The sequence below is a fragment of the Arenibacter palladensis genome (assembly GCF_900129275.1).
Lineage (GTDB): Bacteria > Bacteroidota > Bacteroidia > Flavobacteriales > Flavobacteriaceae > Arenibacter > Arenibacter palladensis.
This window is the reverse complement of the sequence record NZ_FQUX01000005.1, coordinates 114,424-126,231: the sequence shown is the minus strand read 5'-3', so window position 1 is coordinate 126,231 and position 11,808 is coordinate 114,424. Positions and strand designations below refer to the sequence as shown.

At 40.2% G+C, this 11,808-nt stretch carries 10 protein-coding genes; 3 read left to right on the top strand and 7 right to left on the bottom strand.

Going from position 1 to position 11,808, the window contains the following annotated elements:
* The first annotated feature begins 1 nt into the window (after nt 1).
* Together BUA60_RS14665 and BUA60_RS14660 are read left to right on the top strand one after the other, a co-directional pair.
* A complete protein-coding gene (locus tag BUA60_RS14665) occupies nt 2-1,351 on the top strand; it encodes an HlyD family secretion protein (protein WP_072862937.1) in 1,350 nt (449 codons plus the stop codon).
* The gene (locus BUA60_RS14660; RefSeq protein ID WP_143153200.1) at nt 1,348-2,754 is read left to right on the top strand and encodes a TolC family protein; all 1,407 of its coding nucleotides are present in this window, start codon (nt 1,348-1,350) and stop codon (nt 2,752-2,754) included. The genes BUA60_RS14665 and BUA60_RS14660 overlap by 4 nt, the downstream gene beginning before the upstream one ends.
* 108 nt (nt 2,755-2,862) lie before the next feature.
* On the opposite strand, the gene BUA60_RS14655 is transcribed toward BUA60_RS14660, so the two are convergent.
* The 6 genes from BUA60_RS14655 to BUA60_RS14630 all read right to left on the bottom strand — a co-directional run bounded on the left by BUA60_RS14655 (nt 2,863) and on the right by BUA60_RS14630 (nt 9,657).
* Nucleotides 2,863-3,483 (bottom strand): CatB-related O-acetyltransferase, encoded by a 621-nt coding sequence (locus BUA60_RS14655; RefSeq protein WP_072862934.1) that lies wholly within the window; start codon nt 3,481-3,483, stop codon nt 2,863-2,865.
* A 361-nt stretch (nt 3,484-3,844) separates the two neighbouring features.
* Nucleotides 3,845-4,729: an SDR family oxidoreductase gene (locus tag BUA60_RS14650; RefSeq protein ID WP_072862932.1), complete on the bottom strand. Its 885-nt coding sequence runs from the start codon at nt 4,727-4,729 to the stop codon at nt 3,845-3,847.
* A gap of 144 nt (nt 4,730-4,873) precedes the next feature.
* A complete protein-coding gene (locus BUA60_RS14645; RefSeq protein ID WP_072862931.1) occupies nt 4,874-6,133 on the bottom strand; it encodes a serine hydrolase domain-containing protein in 1,260 nt (419 codons plus the stop codon).
* An 84-nt stretch (nt 6,134-6,217) separates the two neighbouring features.
* Nucleotides 6,218-6,922: a DUF4386 domain-containing protein gene (locus BUA60_RS14640; protein ID WP_072862929.1), complete on the bottom strand. Its 705-nt coding sequence runs from the start codon at nt 6,920-6,922 to the stop codon at nt 6,218-6,220.
* Between the two features lie 57 nt (nt 6,923-6,979).
* Nucleotides 6,980-7,699, bottom strand: a complete 720-nt coding sequence (locus BUA60_RS14635) for a porin family protein (protein ID WP_072862927.1) — start codon at nt 7,697-7,699, stop codon at nt 6,980-6,982.
* Between the two features lie 164 nt (nt 7,700-7,863).
* Nucleotides 7,864-9,657, bottom strand: coding sequence for a helix-turn-helix domain-containing protein (locus tag BUA60_RS14630; RefSeq protein ID WP_084532611.1), 1,794 nt, complete (start codon nt 9,655-9,657; stop codon nt 7,864-7,866).
* A gap of 230 nt (nt 9,658-9,887) precedes the next feature.
* Between BUA60_RS14630 and BUA60_RS14625 the strand changes: the two genes are divergently transcribed.
* Nucleotides 9,888-10,634 carry a hypothetical protein gene (locus BUA60_RS14625; RefSeq protein ID WP_072862925.1) on the top strand — a complete coding sequence of 249 codons (747 nt, stop codon included), beginning with the start codon at nt 9,888-9,890 and terminating at the stop codon, nt 10,632-10,634.
* A 52-nt stretch (nt 10,635-10,686) separates the two neighbouring features.
* On the opposite strand, the gene BUA60_RS14620 is transcribed toward BUA60_RS14625, so the two are convergent.
* On the bottom strand, nt 10,687-11,784 hold the full coding sequence (locus BUA60_RS14620) for an adenylate/guanylate cyclase domain-containing protein (RefSeq protein WP_072862923.1): 1,098 nt from the start codon (nt 11,782-11,784) through the stop codon (nt 10,687-10,689).
* Nucleotides 11,785-11,808: the final 24 nt, after the last annotated feature.

The window sequence follows — 11,808 nt, the reverse complement described above, 5'->3', positions numbered from 1 at the left end:
TATGTTGAATATTTCTAACAATCCGCTGAATAAAACAGTACACCTAAAGGATTATAAGTCAACTGAGAGGGTTTTTCACGAGAGACATTATAAGCACTTTAACCGGTTTTTGCTGGGTGCTGCTGTTTTTGGGATTATCGTTCTCTTCCTGCCATGGACGCAAAATGTTAGAGGTAACGGTTTTCTCACCACCTTGAAGCCAGACCAAAGGCCGCAGACCATACAATCCCCAATTCCCGGAAGAATAGAAAAGTGGTACGTACAGGAAGGGGATTTTGTTGAAAAGGGGGATACAATTTTGTTTATTTCCGAGGTAAAGGACGAATATTTCGATCCAAAATTGGTAGAGCGGACTAGGCAGCAAATTAATGCAAAGTCTATGGCTGTAGGGTCTTACGAGGGCAAGGTAAATGCATTGGGCAATCAGATTTCCGCCTTGGGAAAGGAACGGAAATTAAAATTGGAACAGGCCAAGAATAAATTAATGCAATCCCATCTAAAAGTACAGAGCGATAGTATAGACCTGGAAGCTGCGAAAACCAATATCAGTATTGCCGAAAGACAGTATAACCGTACGGAGCAATTACAGAAGGAAGGTCTAAAAGCAGTGACCGATTTGGAGGAAAAGCGCTTAAAGCTACAAGAAACCCAGGCTAAATTAATATCGCAGCAAAATAAATTATTGGTTGCCAAGAATGACGTTTTAAATGCTGAAATGGAGATCAACCGTATCCAGGCCGAGTATACGGATAAGATCTCCAAGGCGCAGAGCGATATGTTTACCGCCCAATCAAGTCAATACGATTCCGAGGCGCAGGTAACCAAGCTCGAAAATGCATACACTAATTACGAGATGCGCAATGCAATGTATTATATACGTGCTCCACAAAGTGGTTATATAAACAAGGCCTTGCAAGGGGGAATAGGGGAAACTTTTAAAGAGGGGGACCGTCTTGTAGGGATAATGCCGGCGGAATATGACATGGCCGTAGAAACGTTTTTGGAACCATTGGACTTGCCCTTAATTCATATTGGGGAGAAGGTTAGGATTCAATTTGATGGTTGGCCTGCTATAGTTTTCAGTGGTTGGCCCAATATATCCTATGGTACCTATGGCGGTAAGGTAGTAGCGGTTGAAACCTTTATAAGTGAAAATGGAAAATATAGAGTGTTGTTGGCCCCAGATCCGGATGATGAACCGTGGCCAACCCAAATAAGGGTAGGCTCGGGGGCCAATACTTTTGCCCTATTGGATGATGTACCCATTTGGTTTGAACTTTGGCGACAGGTCAATGGTTTTCCGCCCAATTATTACCAACCTACAAAATCTACTGCAAAAACTGAAAAATGATGCATAAGTATTTGTACAGCCTATTTTTAATACTTTTCTTGGGAGTAAGTGCCCAAGAACAGGATAAGGTTATCCTAAATTTTAAGGAATATCTGGGCTATGTTAAAAAATACCATCCTATTGCCAAACAGGCCGAGTTGAAGATTGATATGGGGCAGGCGAACCTAATGCGTTCACGAGGCGGTTTCGATCCTAAAATTGAAGTGGATTATGATCGAAAGGAATTTAAGGGAACTGAGTATTATGATCGACTTAATGCCGCATTTAAGATACCTACTTGGTATGGCCTGGAGTTGAAGGGTAACTTTGAACAGAATGATGGTAGCTATTTAAATCCGTCAGAAAATGTCCCGGATGATGGTCTATATAGTGCCGGCGTATCTATGTCCGTAGGCCAAGGTTTTTGGATCAATGAACGCATGGCTACCCTAAAACAGGCAAAGTTGTTAAGGGAACAGACCAAGGCCGATAGGGATCTGCAGGTAAACCAAGTGCTGTTCGAAGCGTCGATTGCCTACTTCCAATGGTTGCAGGACTATCAGGACAGTCAAATTTTAAATAATTTCTTTGCAAGCGCGCAAATGCGTTTTGAGGGTGTCCTAACAACGGCATTGGCAGGTGAAATAGCTGCAATAGATACCGTAGAGGCAAAAATTGCGGTTCAGAACCGTGCCTTGGATCTGGAACAGGCCAAGGTGCGTTTCGTAAAAAGTTCCTTGGAATTGTCCAATTTTCTTTGGTTGGGAGACAATCTCCCGGTGGAATTAACGCCCAATGTAATACCAGATATCTATTTAGGGGAGGATATAGATGCTACCTTGGAAATTCTAGGGAAACCGTTGGACAGCTTTAATTTGGAAAATCACCCCAAATTAAAATCCATGGGCTACAAAATTGACGGACTCACCATTGAAAAGCGACTTAAAGCAAATAAACTGTTGCCAAAGATAGATCTGGAATATAACTTTTTAACATCGGAACCTGTAGCCTTTAACGCCTTTGATGACCAAGACTATAAAGGCGGATTATCTATTAATTTGCCTTTGTTTTTAAGGAAGGAACGTGGGAATTTAAAATTGGCGAAGATCAAGTTGGAGGATGCCAAGTTTGAGATGGACAATGCCGAAATACAGATTAAAAACAAGATTGTTTCCATTTTTAAGGAATTGGAGTCCTTTGACAAACAAAATATTCTTATTGATGACATTGTTGGTAATTACAATATAATGCTTGCTGCCGAGGAGCGTAAATTTAGTTATGGGGAAAGTTCCCTGTTTTTAATAAATACCAGGGAAAGTAAACTCATAGATGCCAAGCTTAAACAAAACGAGGTACAGAATAAGTATTATTCCGCCAAGGCCAAGTTGTTCAATAGTTTGGCCGTTAATCCGGAAAAAATGTAAGGAAATTTTATTATTGAACCTACAAAAAGCGCTTTGTAATTCCAAAGTAACTTTATGCCACTTTTTTGGAATATCCCCAACGGAAGGATAGTATTTATTGAAGGGCGTTCAATAAAGATCTCCAATTTTGGAATCTGTCAGGCTTTGGACATGGGCGGTAATCTTTTCAATGGGCCAATCCCACCATTTCAGCACCAATAATTTCGCAATATCAGCTTCTGAAAAACGTTTTCGGATCAATTGACCGGGATTTCCACCCACAATACTATAGGCTTCAACGTCCTTCGTTACCGTGGTATTACTGGCAATTATGGCCCCATCGCCAATTGTAATTCCCGGCATAATAGTGGCATTATAACCAATCCAAACGTCATTGCCGATTATTGTATCGCCTTTTGAAGGATAGCCCTTACCGTCCATTGCCTGGCTCCAAGCCTTGCCGAAAATAGCGAATGGATAGGAAGATATGGAATTGCTTAAATGATTGGCCCCATTCATAATAAAGGTCACATTTGAGGCGATCATACAGAATTTGCCAATAATGAGCTTGTCTCCCACAAAGTCGAAATGATATTTCACATTTTTTTCAAAATTCGCTACATCTTCAAAATCATCGTAATAGGTGTAGTCACCTACAAGTATATTTGGGCTTTTTACAATGTTCTTTAAAAAACAAAGTCGATCGTAATTTTCTAAAGGGAAAGGATTGTTTTTATCAGGTGCGTTCATAGGACGATATATTTGGTAAATAACTAAAAAAAAATATGCCTAAAGCAGCGCTAAATGTAGCGCAAAGGGTTGATAGTTTTTCATATTTTTAAAATATTTTAACTCAGATTAGGCCGATGGAAGCCAGGTCCATAAATTATGAATGTGGGAGGGATTGGTCTTGGGCTCTCCGATGTTGAGTAGGATTCCTATGCTAAGCCTAAGGGCATAAATCGAAATGGTAATTAACCTTGACATAGAATTAAATTCCCAAAAATGGAGGTGATTCCCAATAGTTTTTTGTCTAGTATCCAACTAAAATAATAGGTCTAGAATGTTCGTAACAATGGCTTGGAGCCCATCAAAAAAATTATAATCACACTTATGTTCTTTTTTTTAAGATATCCATTTCGTTCTGGAAGAAGTGGGATAATCGGTGGCTGCCATACCTAGGAGCAATCGCATCTTCTGCCATAAGGGTAAGGAAAAATTCGATCGGGCCATAGGTCTTGGAGGAGGTAAAAGTCCTCATAATCCATAGTATGGATTTTCGCAACCAATGGGGCAAATGTATAATGTTGATGGGTTTACCAGAGGCTAAAAGAGCCATTTCTGCTACTTCGTAATGGGTAAGGATATCGGGGCCGCCCACCACGATCTCCTTTTTGTTGGAATTAATGGCATCAACACAAACCTGAGCCAAATCGGCACCATGGATAGGATTGAATTTCTTTTTTCCTTTCCCGAAAATATAGACACTTCCTTTTTCTGCCATCTTAAGAAAATCGCGCATATCGGAAAAGAATCCATTGGGGCGTATAATGGTATAGTCCAGACCAGATACCTTAAGCTGATCTACAAAGGCTTCCTTGGCTTCCACCAGTTTTAGGTTTCTGTGTAATTGCCCATTAATAACCGATATGTATATAAATTTCTTTACGCCTGCCCTTTTGGCTTCGTCCAACAGGTTCATATTGGCGCCATAATCAACGTCCATATAGGTGAGTCCGTCTTTTTGTCGAGTAATTCCTACTGTGGAAATCACCGTATCCACCCCGTGGAAATGCCCCCTTATGGTTTCAGGGCGTGTAACTTCCGCTTGGATAATCCCTGTTAATTTGGAAGCCATGTCAATTAACTTACCGGGTTTTCTTACTATAATTTTTGTGTCCATATTTCGGGAAATCAATTCTTTGGCAATATAATTTCCCAAATATCCAGTGGCACCTGCCAACAGGATCGTTTTTTTTATTTCGTTATGTTCCATTTTTTATTTTTTCAAAGTTGTTGGTCTAGGACCATTGGGTTCACTACAATAATGTGTAGGCTAAAACTTGTACATTTATAGAGACTATGTAGGTTATTAAAGAGCATGGTATTATTTTTAAAATAATACCATGCGTGCCGGAACCTATTCAGTGGCTTTCAAAAACTCGATGATCGCCTTGGTCACTTTTTCTTTAACGGCACTGTAATTTTGGGTGTTGCCACTAAAAGAAGCGTCCATATTGGTTATCAGGATAAACCCGTAATTACCATTTTGACCTATTTCCAAATGTGTGGAAATCCCAAAACTGTTGCCTCCATGTAACACCTTTCCATCCTGGAAATACCAGAATAATCCGTGGTTTTCTGCGAAATCCGGTGGTACTGTACCAGCTGCCAATTGCGGGTCAAAGAGGAGTTCGTAGGTGTCTTTGGAAAATAAGGTCGTGGATTCTCCCTTTATGCCCTTTACCATGTCCAATAGATACTTGCCCATGTCTTCATTAGTGGTATACATGCTTCCCTCTGGATAGGAATCATTGGCGTAAACTGGTAGCGGGGTGTCTTCATTAATATATCGCGTAGCCATTTCGTCAGTATTAATTTCCGAAATATCATAAGTGGAAGCATTCATTTGCAGGGGTTGCAAAATATTTTGCCTAACGTAATCATCAAACGATTGTTCTGTTGCCGTTTCAACGATATAGCCGCTTAGGCCAGTAGCCAAATTGGAGTAGTTCCAGGTACTTCCTGGAGGAGTATCGGCAAAATTATCCAAACTGTAAAGATCACCATCTTCCAAGAAATAGTTAGCCAGAAATTCTTCCAAGGAATAGCTTTGCCTTTGTACTATTCCAATTTCGTCCATGAGGAGGCCAGCACCGGCAGTGGCAATATCCTCCCCAGGTAATATATGGTAATTGTGTGCCAAATAGACCTCTGGGGTATCCAAAAGGCCAGAGGTATGGGTAACCAAGTGTTTTATCTTTATGACCCCTTCCGGTTGTTTAGGATTAATAACAGGAATGGGCAAGATATCGTTTATATCGGTTTCCAAGGTGAAATACCCTTGTTCGATGGCTTTGGCCACCGCAGCGCCAACGAAGGTCTTACTTATGGAAGCAATAGAATTAACGGTTTCATTGGTGTAGGCCACCTGATTCTGAATATTTGCATAGCCAAAGGACTCCTGGAAAACAATATTGTCGCCTTTTACTATGCTAATGGCCATTCCGGGCATAGAGGAAGTCTGTACTAGTTCCTGCAGATAAGCATTTAAATCGGCCGCGTTTTTAATTGTGGAAGGTTCAGGAATGGTTGCTTCCTCATCATTAGTGGAGCAGGATGTTAAAGAAAGGATTAAACTCAAAATTGAAAGGACTAGGATTCTGGATAAAGTTGTCATTTTAATATGATTTTTTTGGATTGATATTTTGTTTACTCCGCAAAGTTGCGGAACTGGGTTTTGCCGTTCGTTCCGGATTATTATTCAGGACTTATTTTTACTATTTAATTTGGTTCCCATTATGCCTTGGATCAAGAGATAAATGCACAGGGAAAACTCTCCTAGGTCGGCCGGAGCGGTTATATATTCGGATAAAGCGCTGCTTTTTTCGGGAAGAAGAAAATAGACCAGGAAATCCAATAGATAGCCAAAACAGCCTAGGATCAAGAATAATCCTATGATTTTAGGAAAGCTATCCGATTTAATTACCATATAGCCTAGGGGTAGCAGCCAAAGTCCAAAAAACAGCTGGGCAATATGGTATCCTTTATTGTGCATCTCCAAATAGAACAGGACCCAACTATTAATGTGTTCCGGATCGTATGATACACTATACCCATTTGGATTCAATAGCAGCAAAGGGGCATAATGGTTAAGCATATTGATGCACATAATGGCTACTGCCACCGTTACGCTCAAGACCATAAGACCGGCCATGGCACGACTTGTTTTTTTGAATAATTGGTACAATACTATGGGCAGCAGAAAATACGCTAATTGCATTATTAGATCTGCAACAAAACCCATTCGGAAGAGCATTACATTGTCCTTGATATTTCTTACGGTTTCGGCGCCATCGGTTAAATTTACCAATGTGAAGCGAACATATTTTTCGGCGAAAATGCCGCAGACGATAACTGTAAGGTAAAGTGCCCCCGCAATTAGGGCAATCCTTTTATTGTTTAGCATAGTGGGAAGAATTAAAAGTTTTTGTTACGGGATGGTACCCAATAAATAGGGTACATTTTAATTTAACGGATTATCCAATTCCTCGTCATATGCATCCCAAAACGCGAGATCCTGTCTCTTTTTCTTTCCCAACGGATTTGTTTTCCATTTTTTGGAAAGCAGGATATTCAAATTAAAATAGCGATTATACATGTCGGCCCCGTTGCCTATGTCCACCATGCCATAATGATAGCGTAGGTCCAGTAAGAGTCTCGATTTTTTAAATTTTAACTCATAGCCCATTCCAAATTGTAGGCCGGCATCCCAGCGACTATAGGTGCCTTGTTCCGAACCGAATGCCATTTTGGACTTTTCTCCTGTCAAGTTGCCATCGCTCTCGGTTTTTAACCGACCTCCCAGGTTATAGCTTACTACTGGTCCGGCATTTACATATAGGTTACAAAAATGCAGTCGGGCCATTACAGGTAGGTCCAGGGTGTTGAACCTGATCTTGGTTTCCTGGCCGGTAAGGGGGTTGTTATTTTCCAAACGTCCTCCTTTCATAACAAAATATAGTTCGGGGACCAAGGAGAGGTACTCATTGATCCCGGCTTGGAAGGAGGCTCCAGCCTGAAGTCCCCAATACCCCTTTTTAAAATCTTTAAGGGTTTTGTTGTTATCCCCATAATTAAGACTTGTTGGGGTGTAGTTGATCACTACATCCATAAAAGTCTCTTGGGCCATGGTCTTTCCGGTAAAGGTGGCCATTGTAATAAATAATAATAATTGCTTTTTCATCTTTGTGATAGGTTTTAGGATTAATTGTGGGGCAAAGATGAAAAGGTAGTGGGTGCCAAACGCCCGTACTTATGTTTCCGAACTATTTGGATGGGATTTGGAACTTATTGATGGGCCAAGATAAATGGGGATCCCCCTTATTGGTTATATCAGCACTTTTTGTATTAGGTTGTATTTTGTTTCACCCACTGCTTGGGTGTCATCCCCGTTTCTTTCTTAAAAAAAGTGTTGAAGACGGTCTTGGAGTTGAAACCACTGTCGTAGGCCAGGCCAAGTAGTGTCAGGTTTTTATTGGCAGGATCTATGGCCATTTTTTGAAATTCCAATATCCGGAATCCATTAATGAAGTCATTAAAATTTTTACCGAAATGGTTGTTCAACAGCCAAGAAAGTTTGTTGGCGTGCAGACCTACATGGGCGGCTAGTTGTTTTAAGCTAAGTTCAGGGTCAATGTATAGCTTTTTATCATTCATTAATAGTTCTATGGCTTCGGAATAATGTTCAATTTGACTATTGTCCAAAGGGGATGAAACTACGGGACTTTTGGGTTCCAAAATATCTTCTGGCAAATCGAGGGTTAGAAATACCGAGTCCTCAATTTCCTTATATTTCCTATAGGTACGCAATGGTTCTAAAAATGGATCATTTCTAAAATTGAACAATTGTCCAGAACGCTCCTTTATTCGATCATCAAGTATATCGAGGGCAATTTCATGATTGCCACTATAAACTTCGTAATATAGGTCCCAAGCACGAAGACTTACCACAGAGGCTTCCTGAAACTCTTTTTCGACTTCATTTTTTGATATAATAAAAACATCTTCGTTGTGCATGAGGTCATAAATGGCCCTATACGAATTGGGTCGTTCCAACTGCGGAGTATTTTCAACAAACGATGCCAGCAAAGCTGCCTGCCGGTCCAAAATCAGGGCTGCAGCCTTCATTTCCAGTGCCAAAGGAAAAAATGGATTTATTGATAAAGCCTTGTCAAAAAGAACAACCGCTTCTTGGTTGTTCTTTTTAAAGTAAATCATATTTCCCTTGGTGAAATATAGGTTGGCAGATAGGGGATTAATGCGCAAGGCCATTTCGTTATTGGCCAAGGCTTCGTCTATTTTTCCCAAGGCAGAAAACCCGTCTGCCATGGCATCACGTACTTCCGAGGAATTAGGATTTATTTCAAGGGACAATTGTAAATGTTCAAAGGCATCCTTATAGTTCCAATAGCCCCAAAAACTGATGGAGCCCTTAACATAATGCCCCATGGCGGAGTTGGGATTCAATTGCAGCCCAATATCAATGTGCCTATTGGCCTCCAGAAGTCCTTCATCCTTTTTCAAATAACCCCAACTGGCAAGCATTCCCAAGCACCAACCTTTTTCAAAATGGGCATCGGCATAACTTGGGTCTAGAGTAATGCTCTGTTCAAAATAGGGAATGGCATCCTTGACATCCTGGGCGTTCCAGCGCATGCGCAATTCACGGCCCTTTAGAAGGTGCTTGTAGGCCTCAATATTTTTGGTAGGGGCTTCAATTAAATGTTCCTGAACCTCAAAGTGCCCAAAGTTCTCCCTAATCTTGTCAGCGATTAGTAGGCTAATCTCATCCTGTAGTTCAAATATATCGGAAAGGTCGCGATCAAAATTCTCGGACCAGATATGAAATCCGGTATCGGTACGTATCAATTGGGCAGTAATCCTTACCCGATCATTTACAATCCTTGCGCTTCCTTCCAGTAATGTTTCCACTCCAAGCTCATTTCCTATAAGACGGGCGTCCAGATTCTTTTGTTTGTAGTAAAAGGAAGATGTTCTAGCAGTTACCTTTAGGTCCCGGACTTTGGTCAGCGCATTGATAATTTCCTCCGTAATTCCGTCCGAAAAGTACTCGTTTTCTTCCCTTCCAATGTTTACAAAAGGGAGTACTGCAATAGACTTTGGATTAAAAGAGGTATGCACTCGTGGGCAGTGGTTGTTCGTTAAATAGAAAAAAATCGCAACTAAAATACAAATTTTAATCTAAAAGTATCCAGTTTTAGTAGCTCGGCAAGGGTCATATTCAGGAACTGTTTATGGAAATCAAGACCTAATTAAAAATCAGAACCTTTTAGTGATAATCGGAACTTTTAAGGGTTTCCTCCTGACTAACTTGCTCCAGAAAATAGTAAGGAACACTAAAAGAATATATCATGAATTACCCTTTTGTAAAACCAAAATTTTATTTGAGATTGATAAAGGAATTAACGCGGTTTATATTTCAACCACGGTATTTAATCTTGAAAGATATAACGGTCAGGAATAAAGTTTACCACACCCTGGGATTGTTCCTTATTAAACTGGTCTTTTCGCTATTGGTCGCAAATGTACTGGCTATTTTTTATGAGCCTACAAATATTACTGATGCCAATATGGCGAATAGGTTTACTCCTTTAGTGTACCTGTTGGTGGGGGGTGTAATTCTACCCCTCTATGAAGAAATATGCTTTAGATTGAGTCTTAAGTTTAAACCGCTGTATGCGGCTCTTACTTTTACGTCGCTATCTTATTACTTGCTTACAAAAGCCATATACAAAACCAACTTGAGTCTAGTGGATGAAACTTTTTATACCCGGGTGTTGCTGTCACTGTTTCTTGGTATAAGTGCATATGCCTTAATGTATAGGGTGAAAATCGCCCAAAAGCTAGCTGTTTTATGGGAAAATAATATTAGGTGGATTTATTACCTTTCCTGTGTGCTGTTTGCCTGGTTGCATATTTTTAATTTTGAATTGAATCTGACCAATGTACTGCTGCTTCCCATTATAACCTTGCCCCAGTTGTTTAGTGCCACCATTGCCGGATATACACGACTAAGCTTTGGCTTTAAATATCCCTTATTTGTTCATATGGGCACCAATTTGCTTTTTATAAGCTTAACTTTTTTGCCATTGGATTAGATGGTTTGTCAGCAAGGTTAGCAAGCCTACATCCTGTAAATGTAAAGCTGATCTAATCCTTAATAGTGAACAATTCCATGTTTTGCTCTTTTCCTTTCAGTTCGTATTTGCCCAAGGATTGTATTTTGAATTCTGGTTCAAGGGTTAGGCTTTGGCACAAATCCCCAGAAATTAGGAGGTCTACATTTAATGGGTTGCAGAGTCCCTGAATTCTAGCGGTAGTATTGAGGACGTCACCCGTAAATATAATTTCCTTTTTCAGCTCACCTATTTCCCCTGTAGTCACCTTCCCGAAGTGAAATCCCGCTTTAAAGGTAGGTGTAATGCCGAAGTTGGAGGAATACCATTCCGCCCTTTTGTGAAGGTCCTTTTTCATGGCAAAAAAACATTTGATACAATTGTTGTTTACTATACCGGCCTCATATTTCCAGGAGATAATAATTTCGTCCCCAACATATTGGTATATTTCCCCTGAATGTTGAATAATAGCTTCGGAAAAATCCGAGTAATACTCTTTTAATAATTCAAAATATTTTATATGGCCCAATTGCTCCGCTATTGCGGTGGAAGATTTCATATCGGAGAACATGAAAATCCTCAATTCCTCGGTAGGGGTATGATATTTTCCTGTAAAGAAATTCATTAGGACACCGTGCCCTATATTTTCACTGATTTCGGAGTAGAATAAGGAGGCCAAAAGTGATGTCGCTAACTGTATATCGGTACTTAGGTGTGTAATGCTGGTAAGGTAATCCCCGAACATATCCCAGACGCGTTGGTCAAAGATTGAAATGTCCAGTTCCAAGCTCTTGGCTATAGGATAGGTGATGAAGGTTATGACCAACAGCAACAAAATGTAAAATATGGTTTTGTATACGATCTTCTTGGTAAAACTTTTTTTTGAAAAAACTTGGTTTAGATATAGGAGTTCTATGGTCCCAATAAGCAGTCCAACAATCATTAGGGCAGCGCTGGAAAAGAGGAATACCTCAAAATTCATGGCAATCCTGGAGGATTGGTCCTGATCGGAATTACCTACTGCGGCTTGCTCCACGATCCAAAATACCCAACCAGATACCAACCAAATAATTCCGAACGGGATTATTCGGGTAAGGTTTCTTATGGTTTTGGGAGATAATTGTAATGACATACAGAAAAATAAACTCTTGGAACA

Bases quoted from the DNA above. Each gene is read 5' to 3' on its own strand.
- BUA60_RS14640 (WP_072862929.1), bottom strand. From the start codon at position 6,922: ATGCTAAACAATAAAAGGATTGCCCTAATTGCGGGGGCACTTTACCTT.
- BUA60_RS14625 (WP_072862925.1), top strand. From the start codon at position 9,888: ATGAATTACCCTTTTGTAAAACCAAAATTTTATTTGAGATTGATAAAG.
- BUA60_RS14645 (WP_072862931.1), bottom strand. From the start codon at position 6,133: ATGACAACTTTATCCAGAATCCTAGTCCTTTCAATTTTGAGTTTAATC.
- BUA60_RS14650 (WP_072862932.1), bottom strand. From the start codon at position 4,729: ATGGAACATAACGAAATAAAAAAAACGATCCTGTTGGCAGGTGCCACT.
- BUA60_RS14665 (WP_072862937.1), top strand. From the start codon at position 2: ATGTTGAATATTTCTAACAATCCGCTGAATAAAACAGTACACCTAAAG.
- BUA60_RS14655 (WP_072862934.1), bottom strand. From the start codon at position 3,483: ATGAACGCACCTGATAAAAACAATCCTTTCCCTTTAGAAAATTACGAT.
- BUA60_RS14620 (WP_072862923.1), bottom strand. From the start codon at position 11,784: ATGTCATTACAATTATCTCCCAAAACCATAAGAAACCTTACCCGAATA.
- BUA60_RS14660 (WP_143153200.1), top strand. From the start codon at position 1,348: ATGATGCATAAGTATTTGTACAGCCTATTTTTAATACTTTTCTTGGGA.
- BUA60_RS14635 (WP_072862927.1), bottom strand. From the start codon at position 7,699: ATGAAAAAGCAATTATTATTATTTATTACAATGGCCACCTTTACCGGA.